The organism is Mesorhizobium sp. J428 (assembly GCF_024699925.1).
Classification (GTDB): domain Bacteria; phylum Pseudomonadota; class Alphaproteobacteria; order Rhizobiales; family Rhizobiaceae; genus Mesorhizobium_A.
In genome coordinates, this window is the sequence record NZ_JAJOMX010000001.1 from 912,693 (window position 1) to 930,474 (window position 17,782).

At 65.2% G+C, this 17,782-nt stretch carries 18 protein-coding genes and 1 pseudogene; 1 reads left to right on the plus strand and 18 read right to left on the minus strand.

The features are described 5' to 3' along the window. From LRS09_RS04620 to LRS09_RS04630, 3 genes and pseudogenes are all read right to left on the minus strand, one after another. Positions 1-213, minus strand: a pseudogene (locus tag LRS09_RS04620) (GNAT family N-acetyltransferase); the annotation flags it as partial. Positions 214-477: 264 nt separating this feature from the next. Next, a complete protein-coding gene (locus LRS09_RS04625) occupies positions 478-1,917 on the minus strand; it encodes a hypothetical protein (protein ID WP_257804537.1) in 1,440 nt (479 codons plus the stop codon). 78 nt (positions 1,918-1,995) lie between these two features. Further along, entirely contained in the window at positions 1,996-2,748 is a 753-nt protein-coding gene (locus LRS09_RS04630) for an aminoglycoside phosphotransferase family protein (protein ID WP_308240347.1), read from the minus strand. Here LRS09_RS04630 and LRS09_RS04635 point away from each other — a divergent pair. Then, complete coding sequence (locus tag LRS09_RS04635) at positions 2,632-2,892, plus strand: hypothetical protein (RefSeq protein WP_257804538.1); 261 nt, start codon at positions 2,632-2,634, stop codon at positions 2,890-2,892. The two genes, LRS09_RS04630 and LRS09_RS04635, sit on opposite strands and share 117 nt — an antisense overlap. Here the strand turns inward: LRS09_RS04635 and LRS09_RS04640 are convergent. From LRS09_RS04640 to LRS09_RS04710, 15 genes are all read right to left on the minus strand, one after another. Continuing rightward, positions 2,886-4,286 (minus strand): NAD(P)(+) transhydrogenase (Re/Si-specific) subunit beta, encoded by a 1,401-nt coding sequence (locus LRS09_RS04640; RefSeq protein WP_257804539.1) that lies wholly within the window; start codon positions 4,284-4,286, stop codon positions 2,886-2,888. The genes LRS09_RS04635 and LRS09_RS04640 overlap by 7 nt on opposite strands. Before the next feature lie 5 nt (positions 4,287-4,291). Beyond that, positions 4,292-4,708: an NAD(P) transhydrogenase subunit alpha gene (locus LRS09_RS04645; protein ID WP_085466426.1), complete on the minus strand. Its 417-nt coding sequence runs from the start codon at positions 4,706-4,708 to the stop codon at positions 4,292-4,294. Next, entirely contained in the window at positions 4,708-5,925 is a 1,218-nt protein-coding gene (locus LRS09_RS04650; protein WP_257804540.1) for a Re/Si-specific NAD(P)(+) transhydrogenase subunit alpha, read from the minus strand. Before LRS09_RS04650 ends, LRS09_RS04645 begins: the two co-directional genes overlap by 1 nt. Before the next feature lie 91 nt (positions 5,926-6,016). Continuing rightward, positions 6,017-6,244 (minus strand): aa3-type cytochrome c oxidase subunit IV, encoded by a 228-nt coding sequence (locus LRS09_RS04655; RefSeq protein WP_257804541.1) that lies wholly within the window; start codon positions 6,242-6,244, stop codon positions 6,017-6,019. A 103-nt stretch (positions 6,245-6,347) separates the two neighbouring features. Next, positions 6,348-7,928, minus strand: a complete 1,581-nt coding sequence (locus LRS09_RS04660) for an ABC-F family ATP-binding cassette domain-containing protein (RefSeq protein WP_257804543.1) — start codon at positions 7,926-7,928, stop codon at positions 6,348-6,350. A 246-nt stretch (positions 7,929-8,174) separates the two neighbouring features. After that, a complete protein-coding gene (locus LRS09_RS04665) occupies positions 8,175-9,008 on the minus strand; it encodes an ABC transporter ATP-binding protein (protein ID WP_257804545.1) in 834 nt (277 codons plus the stop codon). Beyond that, the gene (locus tag LRS09_RS04670; protein WP_257804547.1) at positions 9,008-9,388 is read right to left on the minus strand and encodes an MmcQ/YjbR family DNA-binding protein; all 381 of its coding nucleotides are present in this window, start codon (positions 9,386-9,388) and stop codon (positions 9,008-9,010) included. The genes LRS09_RS04665 and LRS09_RS04670 overlap by 1 nt, the downstream gene beginning before the upstream one ends. Positions 9,389-9,439: 51 nt before the next feature. Next, positions 9,440-10,747 carry an ABC transporter substrate-binding protein gene (locus LRS09_RS04675; protein ID WP_257804548.1) on the minus strand — a complete coding sequence of 436 codons (1,308 nt, stop codon included), beginning with the start codon at positions 10,745-10,747 and terminating at the stop codon, positions 9,440-9,442. Positions 10,748-10,848: 101 nt separating this feature from the next. Continuing rightward, entirely contained in the window at positions 10,849-11,925 is a 1,077-nt protein-coding gene (locus LRS09_RS04680; RefSeq protein ID WP_257804549.1) for a branched-chain amino acid ABC transporter permease, read from the minus strand. Between the two features lie 7 nt (positions 11,926-11,932). Further along, positions 11,933-12,892: a branched-chain amino acid ABC transporter permease gene (locus LRS09_RS04685; RefSeq protein WP_257804550.1), complete on the minus strand. Its 960-nt coding sequence runs from the start codon at positions 12,890-12,892 to the stop codon at positions 11,933-11,935. 42 nt (positions 12,893-12,934) lie between these two features. After that, on the minus strand, positions 12,935-13,084 hold the full coding sequence (locus tag LRS09_RS04690) for a DUF3096 domain-containing protein (protein ID WP_257804551.1): 150 nt from the start codon (positions 13,082-13,084) through the stop codon (positions 12,935-12,937). Between the two features lie 11 nt (positions 13,085-13,095). Beyond that, on the minus strand, positions 13,096-13,920 hold the full coding sequence (locus LRS09_RS04695) for an ABC transporter ATP-binding protein (RefSeq protein ID WP_257804554.1): 825 nt from the start codon (positions 13,918-13,920) through the stop codon (positions 13,096-13,098). Then, a complete protein-coding gene (locus tag LRS09_RS04700; protein WP_257804555.1) occupies positions 13,917-15,902 on the minus strand; it encodes a long-chain fatty acid--CoA ligase in 1,986 nt (661 codons plus the stop codon). Before LRS09_RS04700 ends, LRS09_RS04695 begins: the two co-directional genes overlap by 4 nt. Before the next feature lie 258 nt (positions 15,903-16,160). After that, positions 16,161-16,841: a Crp/Fnr family transcriptional regulator gene (locus LRS09_RS04705; RefSeq protein ID WP_085466439.1), complete on the minus strand. Its 681-nt coding sequence runs from the start codon at positions 16,839-16,841 to the stop codon at positions 16,161-16,163. Between the two features lie 46 nt (positions 16,842-16,887). After that, positions 16,888-17,661 (minus strand): hypothetical protein, encoded by a 774-nt coding sequence (locus LRS09_RS04710; RefSeq protein ID WP_257804556.1) that lies wholly within the window; start codon positions 17,659-17,661, stop codon positions 16,888-16,890. Positions 17,662-17,782: the final 121 nt, after the last annotated feature.

Below are 17,782 nucleotides of genomic sequence, written 5' to 3' on the forward strand. Positions count from 1 at the left end.
TCAGTCCAGCGGCTTTGCCATGTTGGTGGAGTGCGAGCGGAAGCCGAACTTCCGATAGGCCTCGGCTGCGCCGTCATTACCTTCGATGACGTGCAGCATCATCCGCGACAGGCCGCGCTCCCGCGTCAGGCGCTCCGCCTCTTCGAGGAGCGCCTTGCCGACGCCCTTGCCACGATGCCTTGTCGCGACCACAAGCGCGTCGACCTTGCCGTAGCGGCGGAATTTCTCCGCGAGATAGCTCTCGCCGGTGGCGACGTGACCAGATCAGCAGGCCCGCCGGCTCGCCGTCGATTTCGGCCAGCACCACAGCCGCGTCCCATTCGGCCAGGATCTCCTCCGCCTCTATCGCCCCGATCTCGGCCGTTTCCGCATCGACCAGCGATTCGCCCGAGATCGCGTTCTCATGCCGATTGAGATCGAGCAGCAGCGCCGTCATGACGGCACGGTCGGAAGGCTGATACGGCCGCAGCAGGATCGTCACGGCGCGCCACCCTCGACGCGCAGCAGGTCGAGGGCCTCCCGCAGCGCGGCCAGATGCGCCTCCCCTTTTCCGTCCGACCAGCCTCCGACCGGGTCGGCCTCGACGTCGGGCGACCAGTAGTCTGTATGGGTGAACAGGCGCGGGCTGAGCCATCCGCCCGGCTTTCTGATCTCGACCTGGAACTCCTTGACGCCCCAGCCGAAATTCTCCCGCACCGACCCCGAGATCGGGTCGCCGCTCCATAGGAAGTTGCCGAGGTCGTAGATGTTGCTCCAGCGCGTCGCCGCAAAGCAGGCGGCGTGGTGCACGGCCCAGACCTTCGGCTTGCTGTTGTACCGCACGTCTGGCTCGGTCGCCTTGTTCGACTGCGGTGGCGAGGTGGAGAACAGCCGCTCCGCGATACCCTTCCGAAGTTCCTGCCCATCCTGCGCCATCAGGAACTCGGCATGCGTCAGCGGACTGCCGACTGTGACGAAGTCGCTGATCTTCCAGGACGGCTGTATGGCATCGCCGTCCCGCAGCGAGACATAGAGGCCCCATTGGGCGGCACGGAACTCGGAGACGTCCGTTCCTGCCGGCGCCGATCCGTCCGCCAGCGTGGCGAAACGACCGACGGCGCGGATCGTCTTCATCAGCGCGCCGTGACCTGCCACGGTCATGTCGCGCGGCCGGCGCTCGTCCCAGAGAAGCTGCAGCAGGTCGTAGGCGAGGATCGAGCCAAGGCTGTGGCCGACCACTACGATCCGGTCGTATTCCGGATCATCTGAGAGCTTGCGCAGGAGCCCGAGACCCCGTTCCCGCACGGCGGCGCGCTGTGCAACCGTCTCGGGCGTCGCCCGCGCATAGCTCGCCACATCGCCGAGATAAGGCAGGAGGAGACGGTCCCCAATCCAGGACAGAAGTGCCGCGATCGCCGCGACGACCACGGCCACGAACGGGCTGAGGACCACCGAGACGGCGACCAGCAGCCCGATCGCCAGATAGACGGTGGCCGCCACCATGGTCGCGCGATAGATCGGCAGGGCGTCGGACGGGATCGTGCTCTTGTCGCGCCAGAGCAGTTCCTTGATCCAGGCGAAGAGCCGCGACCGGGTGCTCCCCTGCATCAGGTCGGCCCAGTAGAGCTCGTAGAAGTCGGTGCGGATCTTGACCTTCTCCGCCTTGGGTGGATGGAAGACGTAAGCCGTTACGATGCGTCGCAACTCGTGCGATCCGGTCCGCTCGTCGGGGCTGATCCACGTCTTGGCGCCGTTGGGGTGGCCGGCGGCCTCGACGACCTTCGGGTCGCGGGTCCACACGCCCTCGACAAAGCTGCGCAGCGTCGACATCGGCCACTGCTCGCCCATGCCGTGAACCACGACAACGGCCTGTTTCAGCCGCCTCTCGTCCGCCGGCGGCCCGTCCTCCGGCTCTGTCGTTTCGGGGGCAAGCGCCAAGCAGATACTCCCTGCGGCAAACGTAAAATCTACTACGACATGGTCCTGGACGGAAGGGTAGCTCGCCGCAGCAGGCCCCTAGCGCACGTCGCGCTGCTCGAACCATTCGACGACGAGGTCGCGCACCCACTCTGCGCCGACGCCCGTCTCCAGCGCACCGGCATATTCCGACAGCCGCATCGCCGCGGTGAGAAGGAAGATGCGCCGCAGGCTCACCTCGCGTCCCGACGCCGCGGCATAGGCGCGGGCAGTGCGCGCGGCGAGGTCGGGAGCGACGAGCGATACAGGCGCAAACTCGCGGTGCACCGGCCCGAAGCCGGAATCGGCGAAGTCGAAGATCCCGTTCAGCCGCCCGGCCCTGACATCGAAGGCCATGTTCCAGCCATGGGCGTCGAAGAAGCCGTAGCGCTCGCCGAGCGGATCGGGCGGCAAGTTCCGATAGGCCGCAATCGCCTTGCGCCCCTCTTCGGCGATCGAACGCGGCAGACGCTCCCACACTGGTGCCAGGGTCTCATCGTGCGTGTCCCACCAGCCGACGGGTTCCGCCCCGGCGGCGCGCATGGCCTGCGGCTCGATCGCGTGCAGGTCGGCGAAGAAGCGCGCGAGATCGCCGGCGAGCCCGTCGCGTTGCGCCTGTGTCAGCGCATCATAGGCGGCTCGCTCCAGCGTGACGCCGGGCAGCTTGTCGTGACGGGAAAAAAGCGGCGGCCCGTCATGCAGCGTCATGCGGGGAACGGGCAGAGAGACACGTGGCGCCACCGCCTGCAGCAGCCTGGCTTCGCGCCGCAGCGCCGTCTCGGCCTCCTCGCCTTCGGGGAACTTGAAGATCAGCCGGTCGTCGACCTCGATCGCGAGGCTGTGCCAGCCTTTGCCGGCGACCGAGAAATCCGCGTCGGCGAGTTCGGGAAAGACCGTTTCGACGGCCCGGCGCAGTTCCGCCGGGACCGTCTGAGGTGGCGTCAGGATGCTCAGTGATCCAGCGCCTTGACGATTTCCTCGGTCATCTTCTTGGCGTCGCCGAGCAGCATCATGGTGCCGTCCTTGTAGAACAGCGTGTTGTCGATGCCGGCATAGCCGGAGCCGAGCGAGCGCTTGACGAACAGGCAGGTGCGGGCCTTGTCGACGTCGAGGATCGGCATGCCGTAGATCGGCGAGGACTTGTCGTCGCGCGCGGACGGGTTGGTCACGTCGTTGGCGCCAATGACATAGGCGACGTCGGCCTGCGCGAACTCGGAGTTGATGTCCTCCAGCTCGAACACCTCGTCATAGGGCACATTGGCCTCGGCGAGCAGCACGTTCATGTGGCCGGGCATGCGGCCCGCGACCGGATGGATCGCATATTTCACCTCGACGCCCTTGGCCTTGAGCTTGTCGGCCATCTCGCGCAGTGCATGCTGCGCCTGGGCGACCGCCATGCCGTAGCCAGGCACGATGATGACCTTCTGCGCATTGGCCATCAGATAGGCGGCATCGTCCGCCGAACCCTGCTTGACCGTGCGCTGGATGCCGTCGTCGCCGGCAGCCGCCGCCGTCTCGCCGCCGAAGCCGCCGAGGATGACGGAGATGAAGGAGCGGTTCATGCCCTTGCACATGATGTAGGACAGAATCGCGCCGGACGAGCCGACCAGCGCGCCCGTGATGATCAGCGCGAGGTTGCCGAGCGTGAAGCCCAAGGCCGCCGCCGCCCAGCCGGAATAGGAGTTCAGCATCGACACGACGACCGGCATGTCGGCGCCGCCGATCGGCACGATGAGCAGCACGCCCAGCACCAGCGAGGCGATCACGATCAGCCAGAAGATGGTGTAGCTCTGCGTCGTGACGAGCAGCACGATCAGCACCACCAGCGCGATGCCGAGCGCCGCATTGATGACGTGGCGCATCGGCAGCAGGATCGGCTTGCCGGACATCCGCCCGTCGAGCTTGAGGAAAGCGATGACCGAGCCGGTGAAGGTGATCGCGCCGATGGCGACGCCGAGGCTCATCTCGACCAGCGCCTGGCCGTGGATGTCGCCGATGGTGCCAATGCCGAAGCTTTCGGGCGCATACATGGCGGCTGCCGCCACCATCACTGCCGCCATGCCGACCAGCGAATGGAAGGCGGCGACCAGCTGCGGCATCGAGGTCATGGCAATGCGCCGCGCGGTGATCGCGCCGACGCCGCCGCCGATGGCGAGGCCGACAAGGATCAGGCCGAAGCCGCTCGCCGACGGAGTCGCCAGCGCCAGCGTCGTGACGATGGCGATCGCCATGCCGATCATGCCGTAGATGTTGCCCTGGCGGCTGGTCGTCGGATGCGACAGACCGCGCAGCGCCATGATGAACAGGACGCCGGAGACGAGGTAGAGGAAAGAGGCGAGATTGGCGGACATCGGCCTTACTTCTCTTTCTTCTTGTACATCGCCAGCATGCGCTGGGTGACGAGGAACCCGCCGAAGATGTTGACCGAGGCGAGCACCAGCGCGACGAAGCCGAAGCCGGTGGCAAGGCCTGAGGCCGAGATGCCGACCGCGAGCAGCGCGCCGACCACGATCACCGACGATATGGCGTTGGTGACGGCCATCAGCGGCGTGTGCAGCGCCGGTGTCACCGACCAGACCACGTAGTAGCCGACGAAGATCGCCAGCACGAAGATCGCGAGGCGGAAGACGAAGGGATCGACCGCGCCGCCCGACACGCCGTGCGCCACAGCGCCCGCCGCGTCGGCGACATTGCTGTCAGAGAGCGCGATGCGAACCGCCGCGACCGCCTGGTCGAGCTGGTCCAACGCCCTTTCGAGAGCCGATTTTTCCATTATGCCTCTCCCTTCTTGGCCGCCGGCTTGCGCGGGTCGCGCTTCTTGGGCTCGGTCGTCTCGACAGGCGTCGCCGGAGCGGCCTCGGCAGCCTTGGCAAAGGCCGGATGCACGACGGCGCCGCCATTGGTCAGCATCGTCGCCTTCTGCAACTCGTCCTCCGGATTGATCCGGATCGTCTTCGTCTCCTTGTCGACCATTGTCTCGAGGAAGGCGAACAGGTTCTTGGCATAGAGCAGCGAAGCGGATGCGGCGATGCGGCCCGCCACGTTGAGATGGCCGACGATCTTCACGCCGTTCGCCGTGGTGACGACCTTGCCGGCTTGCGCGCCGTCGACATTGCCGCCGCGCTCGACCGCGAGGTCGACGATCACCGAGCCCGGCTTCATCGAGGCGACCATCGCCGCCGAGACCAGCTTCGGTGCCGGCCGGCCGGGGATCAGCGCCGTGGTGATGACGATGTCCTGCTTGGCGATGTGCTCGGCGGTCAGCGCCGCCTGTTTCGCCTGGTATTCTTTGGACATTTCCTTGGCGTAGCCACCGGCGGTTTCGGCCGCCTTGAACTCCTCATCCTCGACGGCGAGGAACTTCGCGCCGAGCGAGGCGACCTGCTCCTTGGCCGCAGGCCGCACGTCGGTCGCGGTCACCACTGCGCCCATGCGGCGCGCGGTCGCGATCGCCTGCAGGCCGGCGACGCCGACGCCCATCACGAACACCTTCGCAGCAGGCACGGTACCGGCCGCCGTCATCATCATCGGCAGCGCCCGGTCATATTCGGCCGCCGCGTCGATCACTGCCTGGTAGCCGGCAAGGTTCGCCTGCGAGGACAATACGTCCATGACTTGGGCGCGCGTGATGCGCGGCATGAACTCCATCGCGAATGCGGTGATCCCGGCCTTCGCCATAGCCTGCACGGCGGCGTCGTTGCCGTAAGGGTCCATCGTCGCGATGACGACCGCGCCGGTCTTGTAGCCCTTGAGGTCGGACGGACGGCGCACCCTGAGCACGACATCGGCCTTCGAGACATCGGAAGCCTTGCCGATGGAGGCGCCTACCTTGGCGAATTCGTCGTCGGGAATGCGGGAACCCTCGCCCGCGCCCGTCTCGACGATCACGTCGAAGCCGAGGCCGGCAAGGCGCTTGACGGTTTCCGGCGACGCGGCGACACGCGGTTCGCCCGCGCCTCCCTCAGCCGGCACGAAGATGATCTGCCCCACGCCTGGTTATCCTCCCTGGAAGTCGAGCCTGCGGGTGATCCCGCCGAAGATGTATCGATCCGTCTGGCGGCGGTCGGCCGCCGACGGCAGCCTAGCGAAGCAGGAAAATCCCGACTGCGCAGATCAGGACGAACAGGATGGTCGAGGAGACGAATCCGCCGCCGGCGAAGAAACCGAACGCCATGGCGATCATCAGCGCTGCGCAGACGACCGTGCCGTATTTCACGAGATGGATGAAGAGCGAATAGGTCTTCTCATGCTCGGAGTAGTCCATCTTCGCGCCCATCTCGACCGGACCCGTCGGCGAATGATCAGCCATCGTCTGTTTCCCCTGCAAAGTGACCGTGGGCCGACATAGCGAAAAGGTTACGTGATCGCAATGGCGTCGATGCCGCATCGCGACGTCTTCCCGCGGAATGCCATTATGCAAGGGCGATGCGCCGGCCGATGTCCAGGCTTTCGAGGAAATCCTCGTCATGGCTGACGACCAGCAAGGCGCCGTCGCACCGCTCCAGCGCGGATTCGATCGCGGCGACCGAATGAAGGTCGAGATGGTTGGTCGGTTCGTCGAGGATGAGCAGCGCCGGCGGCGTGCTTCCGCCCAGAACGCAGGCCAGGCCGGCGCGCAGCTTCTCGCCGCCGCTGAGTTCGGCGGGCGTCTTCAGCGCCTCGTCCGCCCTGAACAGGAAGCGCGCAAGCGCGGCGCGGCACATATTGTCGTTGTCCTGTGGATTGATCCGCCGGAAATTGTCGACGAGCGTCCGGTCCGGATCAAGCAGCCGCACATGCTGGTCGAGCATGGCAAAGGGCACATGCGGCACGACGGTACCGAACAATGGCGCGAGATCTCCCGAGGCAAGCCGCAACACGGTCGTCTTGCCCGATCCGTTCGCACCGGTGATCGCCACACGCTCCGGCCCGACGATGGAAAAGCTAACGTCCCGCACCACCGGCCGCTGTGGATCGTATCCGCCGGTCACATGGTCGAAGGTAAGCACCGCCCGTCCCGCCGGGAGGCCTGTGCCCGGAAGTGCGAAGGACAGGTTTCTCGCCCGCTCGACATTGGCGCGCGCCTCCTCCAATGCGGCCGTCGCCTCCGCGCGCTGTCGCGCGGCGAGGTTGCCGCCGCGCCCCCCGCTCTGCTCGGCCCGTTCCTTCTGTGCATCGAGCAGGATCGGCGCCTGTCCGCCGCGGGCGCGCGCCTTCTGGCCGGCTGCATCCCGCCTCGCCTTCCGCTCGCGCGCAAGCTGGATTTTCTCCTCGGCGAGCTTCGCCTGCCGCTCGGCCGACGCAAGGGCCGATTCCGCATTGGCAAGTTCCTCGGCCTTGCGCTCGGCGTAAAGGTCCCAGTTGCCGCCATAAACCTTCGCGCCGAGGCCGGAGAGTTCGACGATGCGGTCCATCTGCCGCAGGAGGGCGCGGTCGTGACTGACCACGACGGCCCCGCCCCGCCATCGCGCCAGAATCCGCCCGACCAGCGCGCGGCCGGCCGCATCGAGATTGTTGGTGGGCTCGTCCAACAGGATCATGTCGGGGCGATCGAAGGTCAGCGCGGCGAGCGCAATGCGCGTGCGCTGGCCCCCGCTCAGCGACGACAGCGGCCGCTCCAGCTCCATGCCGGCGAGACCGACGGCGGCGAGCGCCTCGGCCAGCCGCTCCTCCAGCGTCCAGTCGGCCTGCGCCACATCATCGGCGGAGCCTTCGCCGGCCAGCGCCCGGCGCAATTGCGCGAGCGCGCCGGCAACGCCGAAGGCGCCGGCCACCGTCTGACCTGGACCGGCGGGCAGCTCCTGCCGCAGGACGCGGATCGTTCCCGCGCGCGTCACCGTCCCCGCAAGCGGAGCGAGTTCGCCCGTCGCGAGCTTGAGCAGCGTCGACTTGCCGGAGCCGTTGCGCCCGACGATGCCGGTGCGCTCCGCGCCGAAGGAGAGATCGATGGTATTGAAAAGGCTGGTGCCGTCAGGCGTGGCGCAGAAGACGGCGTGGAACGAGAGAATGGGCATGGCAGACTGCGATAACGGTTGCAAAGCGGGCGAAAGCTGCTTGCACTCCGAAATCCATGGCCTGCGATCCTCATCGTTCGTCGAAAGCGACTAGATAGGCGGCGAGGCGTGCTCGATCAACCCTTGATTGGCACCTTCATTCGCCGCGCCCCGCTTGCTGTGCTGCGGCGAGCGGCAGGGAAGCGCCATGCGAACCTACCACTCGCCAAGCTCCACGACGGAGCAGAGTCCGACCCGGTCTGACGTCTAGGACAGCCAGCGCTTGCGCCGCTTGTAGTGTTTCACATCCTTGAACGAGCGCCTGCCTTCTCCGCCGACACCGAGGTAGAATTCCTTCACGTCCTCGTTTTCGCGCAGCGCCGCCGCGTCGCCGTCCAGCACGATACGGCCGGATTCGAGGATGTAGCCATATTTGGCATAGCGCAGCGCGACATTGGTGTTCTGCTCGGCAAGGAGGAAGGACACGCCCTGCTCCTCGTTCAGCTTTCGCACGATCTCGAAGATTTCTTCCACAAGCTGCGGCGCCAGTCCCATCGACGGTTCATCGAGCAGGATCATCTTCGGCCGGCTCATCAGCGCGCGGCCGATCGCCGTCATCTGCTGCTCGCCACCAGATGTGTAGCCCGCCTGGCTGGCGCGCCGCACCCTGAGACGCGGAAAGTAGTCGTAGACCATTTCAAGGTCCTGGCGGATCGCGGATGCCCCGTCGCGGCGCGTGAAGGCGCCCGTCATCAGGTTGTCCTCGACCGAAAGGTGGCCGAAGCAATGCCGGCCTTCCATCACCTGGATGCAGCCCCGCCGCACGAGTTCATTCGGCGACAGCGACTGAACCTCCTGGCCCTCGAACAGGATGTTGCCCTTGGTCACAGCGCCGCGCTCGGCATGCAGCAGATTGGAGATCGCCTTGAGCGTCGTCGTCTTGCCGGCACCGTTTGCCCCGAGCAACGCCGTGATGCCGCTCGCCGGCACGGTGAGGGATACGCCCTTGAGGACGAGGATGACGTGATCGTAGATCACCTCGATATTGTTGATCGAGAGGATCGGCTGGGCCGTCTCGGGCATCGGCACTGCGTTCGACATCAGTCTCTTCCTCTACTTGTCTGTTCGATCATCGCAGCCAGCCGCTTCGGCAAGACCAGCCGATAGCTCCGCCTCACGATGGCATCGACTTCGTCCCAGTCGGGACCGCGGTCGAGCCGCATGCCAATCCATCCCTTCGGACCGACGTAGGGCGGCACGAAGAAGGTGTCCGGATCGGCACCGACCAGCACCTGCTGGCTGCCGGGCGGCGCCTTGCACCAGACCGAGACACGGCCATCGCCGGTCTTCACCATCGCGAAGATCTTGTCCCTTACCCGGAAGGTCGCGTCGCCCCACGCTTCCTTTTCTACGGCCTCGGGCAGACCCAGGCAGATGGAGCGGAGGTGCTCTGTCACCGCTTCTGACTGGCTCCGGTTCATCCTCGTCTCATCGAAAATGGCCGGCCGGTTGCCCCGGCCGGCCACGCTTCGTCACTTGCACTCGGTCGAGATCGGCCAAGGCTTGTTGGCCTCGGCATATTCCTTCGCCTTGACCTCGACGAGCGGGTCGATCGCAGCGCGGTCGGCCTGCATGACGTCTGACGCCTTGACGAACTTCGAGCCGTCCCATTCAAGGATCCATGCCCCGGCATGCCCGGTATGGTTGGCGCAGGTCGTCTTGAATGGCGGAATCATGCCATCCAGTCCGAGCTCCTTGATGCGCGCCTCGGAGAAGTCGAGGTTCTCGAGACCCCAGCGCACCTGCTCGGCATTGACGACCTTGGTGCCGAACTTATCCTGGGCGACCTTGATGCCTTCAACCCCCATGGCCGCGATCAGCACGCCGCGCTGGTAGAACACCGTGTCGAACTCGCCGGGTGCTGCCTGCGACTTGCCGGCGTCGATGACGAGCTTCTTGATGTCCTTCATCGCCTGGGCTTCGTTGTTCGGGAAGCTCCACGACACGGCACGATAGCCCTTGCCGGCCTCGCCGACGAGCTTCAGGTCTGCATCATGGCTCGCCCACCAGATGCCGAGGAACTTGTCCATCGGATACTTGGTCTTCGCGGCTTCGGTCAGCGCGCCGCCGTTCATGGCGCCCCAGCCCCACATCAGCACGAAGTCCGGCTTCTCGCGGCGGATCTGCAGCCACTGCGCCGACTGGTTCTGCATCTCCTTGAGGCCGACCGGGATCGGCAGCAGGGTGAAGCCGTGCTTGGCGGCCAGCGCCTCCATCAGCGGGATCGGTTCCTTGCCGTAGGGATGGTCGAGGTGCAGCAGCGCGACCTTCTTGCCCTTTAGGTTGTCCAGGTTGCCGTCGGCGATCGTGTTGAGCAGGATCGAGGCACCGTCCCAGTAAGACGACGGCGGATTGTAGGCCCATTCGAAGGTCTTGCCGTCCTGCATGGCCGAGAAGCCGTAACCGGGCGCCAGGATCGGGATCTTGTCGACATGCGACTTCGGCAGCACCTGCAGCGTGATGCCCGTCGACCAGGGCTGGGTCAGAACCGCGTTGCCCTTGGTCTTCTCGTAACACTCGACGCCCTTTTCGGTGTTGTAACCCGTCTCGCACTCACTGCCGTCGAGCTTCACGCCGTTGATGCCGCCGTCGCGCTCGTTGAGCATGTTGAGATAGTCGAGCTGGCCGTTGGCGAGCGGCGTGCCGCTCGTGGCGAAGGGTCCGGTCCGGTAGGACAGGTTCGGCACGTGCAGCACGTCCTGCGCGAAGGCAGGCACGGAGAAGGCCCCGGCGACGAGCACACTCGTCGCCAGAAGGGTCGATTTCAGGATCTTCCTCATTCTCATTTCCTCCACTAGTCCGTTTTCCCGATGTGGTGGGGTGAACCAACCCCGTCTCCTGCGGCCTGGAACAAGTCCTTGGCCGCGATCAGCGCCGCCCCTCAGTGAGGGAACGGCCAGATGATAAGCTTCTCCCTGAGCACAGCCCAGAACCGCGCCAGCCCGTGCGGCTCGACAATCAGGAAGAAGATGATAAGCGCGCCGACGACCATGGTGTTGAGATGCTCGACCATCGAGGAGCTGACCGGAATGCCGAGCGCACCCGGCAGGAAGCTCAGCACGACCGGCAGCGCGACGATCAGCAAAGCGCCCAGGTAATTGCCGAGGATCGAGCCGAGACCGCCGATGATGGCGATGAACAGCACCCGGAACGACAGGGGGATGTCGAACAGGTTCGGCTCGGCGGCACCGCGCCACAGGAACACGAACAGCGCGCCCGAGATCCCGACGATGTAGGATGACACGAAGAAGGCCGACAGCTTGGCCTTCATCAGGTTGATGCCGACCAGTTCGGCGGCGATGTCCATGTCGCGCACGGATTTCCAGATGCGTCCGATACGTCCGCGCGTGATGTTTATGGCAAGGATCGTGACGACGGTGACGACCGCAAGCACGAAGTAGTATTGCGTGATCGCCTTGGCGTTCGGACCTGCCACGACGACGCCGAACATCTCGATCGTCGGCACCTGGATCGCGCCGGAGGCCGAGTAATTGTAGAGCCAGGCCCATTTCTCGAACAGCCACACGAGAAAGAACTGCGCCGCGAGCGTGGCGATGGCGAGGTAGAAGCCCTTGATCCTAAGCGACGGGACGCCGAACGCCACCCCTACGGCGGCCGAGAAGAAGCCGGAGAGGGCAATCGCGATCAGAAGGTTCATCTCCGGGAAGATCGTAATCAGCTTGTAGCAGGCATACGCCCCCACGCCCATGAAGGCGCCGGTGCCGAGCGAAAGCTGCCCCGCATAGCCGGTCAGGATGTTCAGCCCGAGCGCGGCCAGCGTGTAGATCAGCACCGGCACCAGCAGTGCCTTGAATGCGAACTCGTTGGCGGTGAGCGGCAGCACGACCCAGGCTATGGCAAGGATGACCGCCAGCAGGATGGCGTCCTGCCGGACGGGAAACAGCGCGTGGTCGGCTTCGTAGGTGGTCTTGAACTGGCCTGCGGTCCTGTAGAGCATGTCGTCCTCACACCCGCTCGATGATGCGTTCGCCGAACAGGCCCTGCGGCCGGAACAGCAGGACGATGAGCGCCAGCACGAAGGCGAACCAGGTTTCGGTGTTGCCGCCGAGCAGCGGCTGGCCCCAATAGATCTCGAACAGCTTCTCGAGGATGCCGATGGCGAGCCCGCCGACGATCGCGCCAAGCACGCTTTCCAGCCCGCCCAGCATCAGCACCGGCAGCGCCTTGTAGGCGATCACCTCCAGCGCGAAGGAGACGCCGGCGCGGGAGCCCCAGACGATGCCCGTCGCCAGCGCAATGACGCCGGCGATGAACCAGACGACGACCCAAATGGTCGACAGGGAGATGCCGACGGACAGTGCGGCCTGGTGGTCGTCGCCCAGCGCGCGGATGGCGCGGCCCATCTTCGACTTGTTGAGGAAGAGGAGGAGCGCTGCAACCAGGAGCACCGCGCCGACGACCGCGGTCACGTCGCGCTGCTCGATCGAGAGAAAGCCGCCGAAGGGCTCGAACTCCCACGAGCCTGTCGGGATGCCAAGCTGCTCGGTGATCATCACCTTGTTCTCGCCGCCGAAGATGATCTCGCCGAAGCCGATCAGGAACAGCGTGATGCCGATGGTCGCCATGAACAGGATGATGTCCGGCTGGTTGACCAGCGGCCTCAGCACCACCCGCTCGATCGAAACGGCGAGCAGGAACATGACGAAGAGCGTCAGCGGAAGCGCGAGCCAGGCAGGCACCCCCTTCTCGTGCAGGCCGACCAGAGTCAGCGCCGCGAAGACGACCATGATGCCTTGCGCGAAGTTGAAGATGCGCGACGACTTGTAGATCAGCATGAAGCCCAGCGCGATCAGCGCATAGAGCACGCCGGAGACCAGCCCTTCCCACAACACCTGCATGAGGAAGTCGGGCGCGCCGAACATGTCGGCGAACGGCTTGATGAGGATGGAGTTCAGGAATTCCATGCCGTTGGCCTTTCAGTATCCGGCGCGCATTCGTTCATTGCATCACCCTGCCAGCTGCGGGAACAGGCCGAGCAGGCCGACCACGATGAGGTAGATCGCCACGATGTAATTGAGCAGCCGCGGCATCAGGAGGATGAGCACGCCGGCGATCAGCGAGACGAGAGGGGTAAGAGGAAGAGTTCCGAGGTCCATGATCGTTCCTTTCAGTGTGCGACGCCAAGATAGGCGTCGATGACGTCCTGGTTGGACTTGACCTCCTCCGGCGTGCCGTCGGCGATCTTGCGTCCGTAGTCGAGAACGACCACCCGGTCCGAAAGGTCCATGACCACGCCCATGTCGTGCTCGATCAGTGCGATCGTGGTGCCGCGCTGCCGGTTCACGTCGAGGATGAAGCGGCTCATGTCCTCCTTCTCCTCGAGGTTCATGCCGGCCATCGGCTCGTCGAGCAGAAGCAGCGACGGCTCCATCGCCAGCGCGCGGCCGAGTTCCACCCGCTTCTGCAGCCCGTAGGGCAGCTTGCCGACCGGCGTGCGGCGGATGTGCTGGATCTCGAGGAAGTCGATGATCTCCTCGACCGCCTTGCGGTGCTCGATCTCCTCGGCAAGCGCCGGCCCGTGCCACAGCATCTGCCAGCCCAACCCGCGCTTCATCATCACCGAGCGGCCGGTCATGATGTTGTCGAGCGTCGACATGCCCTTGAACAGCGCGACGTTCTGGAAGGTGCGGGCGATCCCCTGCCCCACGGCATGGTGCGGCTTCATGCCGACGCGTTCCTTGCCGCGGAAGACGATCGTGCCCTTCTGTGGCGTGTAGAAGCCGTTGATGACGTTGAGCATCGACGTCTTGCCGGCGCCGTTGGGGCCGATGATGGCGCGGATCTCGCCTTTGCGGATGTCGAAGGAGATGTCGGTGATCGCCTTCACGCCGCCGAAGGCGAGCGACACGTTGCGCAGGTCGAGCAGCACCTCGCCATCGGCCATGCCCTCCAGCTTCGACGCGAATTCCCTGGGGTCCACCGGCCGGTTCATTCCGCAGCCTCCCGCACGGGTTCCGCCGCGCCACCATAGGTGGGCGCGTCGACGATCCTGACGGTCGCGGCGATCTTTGCCTTACGGCCATCCTCGTAGGTGATCTCGGTCTCGACGCGCTTCGACGTCGAGCCGTCGTAGAGCGCCTCGATCAGTTCGCCGTAGCGCTCGGCGATGAAGGAGCGGCGCACCTTCTGGGTGCGGGTCAGCTCGCCATCGTCCGCATCGAGCTCCTTGTGCAGCACGAGGAAGCGCCGGATCTGCGAGGCGGCCATCATCGGCTCGGTCGCGAGCTTGCGGTTCGCCGCGTCGACATGCTCGGCAACCATCCTGTAGACGTCCGGATGGTTGGCGAGCTCCTGGTAGGAGGCATAGGCGACGTTGTTGCGCTCGGCCCAGGAGCCGACCGACTGCAGGTCGATGTTGACGAAGACCGCGCAGAAGTCGCGCCCGTCGCCGAAGGCCACCGCCTCCTTGATGTCGGGGAAGAACTTCAGCGCGTTCTCGATGTATTTCGGCGCGAACAGCGCGCCCGACTTCAGCCGCCCCACGTCCTTGGCGCGGTCGATGATCTTGAGATGCCCGTCGGCATTGAAGAAGCCGGCATCGCCCGTCTTCACCCAGCCGTCCGGCGTCTTGGTTTCCGCCGTCGCCTGATCGTTCTTGTAGTAGCCGATGAAGGTGCCGTCGGAACGGTAGAGCACCTCGCCATTGTCGGCGATCTTGATCTCGACGCCCGGCGACGGCAGCCCGACCGTGTCAGCCTGGATCTGCCCGTCCGGCTGGGCGGTGATGTAGACCGTCGCCTCTGTCTGCCCGTAAAGCTGCTTCAGGTTCAGCCCGATCGCTCGGTAGAAGCGGAAGAGCTCCGGCCCGATCGCCTCGCCGGCGGTGTAGGCGACGCGCAGCCGCGACAGGCCCATGCGGTTCTTCACCGGCCCGTAGACCAGGAACTCGCCCAGCGCGTATTTCAGCCGGTCCCACGCGCCGACGCTCTCGCCGTTGAGGATCTTCTCGCCGACCTTGCGCGCGTGCGCCATGAAAGTGTCGAACATCCGCTTCTTGGTGCGGCCGGCGTCCTCCATGCGCACCATCATCGCGGTGAGCAGGCCCTCGAACACGCGCGGCGGCGCGAAGAAATAGGTCGGCGCGATCTCGCGGCGATCTTCCGTCACCGTCTCCGGGCTTTCCGGGCAGGCGACGCAGAAGCCGGCCGTATAGGACTGCGAATAGGAGAAGACGTGGTCGCCCACCCAGGCGAGCGGCAGGTAGGCGATCGTCGTCTCGTTCTCGGTGAGGTGGTCGAAGGCGTTGCCGTGCAGCGCCGACTTCACGAGATTGTCGTTGGAGAGCATCACGCCTTTCGGCCGCCCGGTGGTGCCGGACGTATAGAGCATGATGCCGAGATCCGAGCCCCTTCCCCTGGCGATCTCTGCCAGCCAGGCCTCGGCGGCGCCGTCGACCTCGAGCCGCTTCAGGCCGGCCTCGCGCACCTTCTCGTAGTCGTGCAGGCGCTTCGGGTCGTAGTCGCGCATGCCGCGCGGCTCATCGTAGACGATGTCGTGCAGCGACGGCACTTTGTCGGCGATCGACAGCAGCTTGTCGACCTGTTCCTGGTTCTCGACGACGGCAAAGCGGACCTCGGCGTGGTCGAGCACGTAGGCCATCTCCTCGGCGACCGAGTCGGCGTAGACCGGCACCGGGATGCCGCCCAGCGCCTGCACCGCGGCGAAGGTCCAGTAGAGGCGCGGGCGGTTCGAGCCGACGACGGCGACCTTGTCGCCGCGCACGACGCCGATCGCCTGCAGGCCGAGCGACAGCGCCCGCACCTCGGCAAGCTGCTCCTTCCAGGTCCAGCTCTGCCAGATGCCGTAGTTCTTGAAGCGCATCGCCGGGCGGCCAGCGAAGCGCTCGGCGTTCCACAGCAGATACTTCGGAAACGTATCAAGCGGCCTTTCGGCGGCAGGTGCCGTCGAATCCATCTCGCCAACTCCTCCCGGTCCGCATTATTCGCGGTTTGTCCGGATTTTGATGCCCGTATGGCAGACGCGCAACCTATCTTTCGAAGTAGATGGCGCCGCCGGCCGGATCCAATCCCGTGACTGTTCCTCGACAGGGAGAGTTTCACGTTGCGGCCTGCGGTTCAACGCCGCCATTGACAGACAGGTCGGGGAATTGTCAGTTAGCGCTGCGCCAATCATTGTCCCCGGCTACGCCAAGGGCGCGCGCGACGGGCAAAATCAATCGTCTTCGTAGTTTCCAAGCGCTTCGACGTCGAAGACGACGATTCGCGAATGCTCGACGCGCAGCAGCCCTTCCGCCTCCAGAGCCTGCAGGCTCTTGCTGACGACCGGCCGCGACACGCCCGCCAGCAGGCCGAGTTCCTCCTGCCCGATCTCGATCTCCGGTTTCGTCACCGGATAGAGGATCGGATTGAAGAACCAGGAGATGTTGCGCGCCACCCGCGCCTTGGGCGACAGGATGCGATCGTATTCGATCGTCGCGATGAACTGGCCCATGCGCTCGTTAAGCTGCCGGACGAGGAAGCGGTTGAAGCCGGTCGAATTCTCGTAGAGCCACATGAAGGTGGCGCGCGGCATCATCGCCAGCCGCGTGTCGGCGATCGCCACCAGATCGTATTTGCGGGGCTCGTCCTTGAGGACCGAACCCTCGCCGAACCAGCCGCCCGCCCCCGCGCCGGCAAACGTCATCGCCTTGCCGCTGGCCGAGATGGCGCTGATCTTGACCAGGCCGCTGATCACCCCGGTCCAGTGGTCCAGCTTGTCGCCGCGATGGCAGATGTAGCCGCCTTTCGAGAACTGCTTCTCGATCACGCCACGGCGCGCACGCTCGATCTCCTCGGAAGTAAGCTCCCGGGCCCAGATGGCGTTGCGGACGAAATCGTCCCTGGTTTCCTTCATCGACTGCTATGTTGGCCCAAGGACGGCCGTAAATGCAAATCCACGATCAAGCGGCGCGTGCGACCACGCTCGCCGTGGGGATGATGGTCAGCGGCGCTGGCTCGCCCTTCGCAGGCTTGCCGAACAGAAGCCGCTGCTCGGCCGGCGTTGCGTTGAAGAACGGATAGCGCCGCAGCGTCTTCTGCAGATTGATGGCGCAGTTCGAGTCGTAGAGCATGACTGGCACCGTGAACGGTGGATAGGCGCGCGGCTCGCCGACCTGCACGGCGCCGAAGATGCGGCGATAGAAGGCCGTATGCTCCTCGCGCACAACGCAGATGCAGCTCGTCGTGTCGAAATACGAGTTGGCGGCCACAGCCAGCCGCAGCGTCACATAGGGCAAGGCCGGAAAGACGCCGACGATCGACGGATCGGCCGCGAACAGGGTCGGGTTGATGAAGGTCTCGCCCCGCGCCAGCCGCGGTCCGATGATGTCCTCGAAGGTGCTCAAGATCGACGAATACGGCTCCGCCGCGGTCATGTGATGGATGCGCACCGTCGAGATGAGCTGATCTTCGAGCCAGACGCCGAAGCGGTAGCTGTTAGGCGTCTCGTCATACGCGTCGGTCGTGATGCCGTCCGCGGATTCGGGTACGAAGCCGTGTGCGCGATAGGCGCGATAGCGCAGCCGGCAGATCGCCTCGAAGTCCTCGCCGCTGTCGCAGCGACGGTATTCGATGCGTTCGAGCATGGCCGAGACCTGCGCGACGAAGCCGGAAGGCTTCACGTCCACTTCAAGCGACTGCGCCACAGCGCGCAGCGCTGTACCATCCGTAATCATGCCGATCTTCCCCGAAATCCGCCGTACGAGGACGTTAGGAAAATCGACATCCTAGTAAAAGCCGAAAATGGTATTTCGTGCGTTTACCTATAGTTAACCTTAACGAACGGTAAATTTTCGC

Excerpts from the sequence above, each read along its gene's own strand:
- LRS09_RS04645 (WP_085466426.1), bottom strand. The coding sequence starts at position 4,708 with ATGGAAAAATCGGCTCTCGAAAGGGCGTTGGACCAGCTCGACCAGGCG.
- LRS09_RS04660 (WP_257804543.1), bottom strand. The coding sequence starts at position 7,928 with ATGCCCATTCTCTCGTTCCACGCCGTCTTCTGCGCCACGCCTGACGGC.
- LRS09_RS04670 (WP_257804547.1), bottom strand. The coding sequence starts at position 9,388 with ATGAACCGGAGCCAGTCAGAAGCGGTGACAGAGCACCTCCGCTCCATC.
- LRS09_RS04665 (WP_257804545.1), bottom strand. The coding sequence starts at position 9,008 with ATGTCGAACGCAGTGCCGATGCCCGAGACGGCCCAGCCGATCCTCTCG.
- LRS09_RS04675 (WP_257804548.1), bottom strand. The coding sequence starts at position 10,747 with ATGAGGAAGATCCTGAAATCGACCCTTCTGGCGACGAGTGTGCTCGTC.
- LRS09_RS04695 (WP_257804554.1), bottom strand. The coding sequence starts at position 13,920 with ATGAACCGGCCGGTGGACCCCAGGGAATTCGCGTCGAAGCTGGAGGGC.
- LRS09_RS04710 (WP_257804556.1), bottom strand. The coding sequence starts at position 17,661 with ATGATTACGGATGGTACAGCGCTGCGCGCTGTGGCGCAGTCGCTTGAA.
- LRS09_RS04640 (WP_257804539.1), bottom strand. The coding sequence starts at position 4,286 with ATGTCCGCCAATCTCGCCTCTTTCCTCTACCTCGTCTCCGGCGTCCTG.
- LRS09_RS04635 (WP_257804538.1), top strand. The coding sequence starts at position 2,632 with ATGCAGCGTCATGCGGGGAACGGGCAGAGAGACACGTGGCGCCACCGC.
- LRS09_RS04705 (WP_085466439.1), bottom strand. The coding sequence starts at position 16,841 with ATGAAGGAAACCAGGGACGATTTCGTCCGCAACGCCATCTGGGCCCGG.
- LRS09_RS04700 (WP_257804555.1), bottom strand. The coding sequence starts at position 15,902 with ATGGATTCGACGGCACCTGCCGCCGAAAGGCCGCTTGATACGTTTCCG.
- LRS09_RS04685 (WP_257804550.1), bottom strand. The coding sequence starts at position 12,892 with ATGGAATTCCTGAACTCCATCCTCATCAAGCCGTTCGCCGACATGTTC.
- LRS09_RS04655 (WP_257804541.1), bottom strand. The coding sequence starts at position 6,244 with ATGGCTGATCATTCGCCGACGGGTCCGGTCGAGATGGGCGCGAAGATG.
- LRS09_RS04690 (WP_257804551.1), bottom strand. The coding sequence starts at position 13,084 with ATGGACCTCGGAACTCTTCCTCTTACCCCTCTCGTCTCGCTGATCGCC.
- LRS09_RS04680 (WP_257804549.1), bottom strand. The coding sequence starts at position 11,925 with ATGCTCTACAGGACCGCAGGCCAGTTCAAGACCACCTACGAAGCCGAC.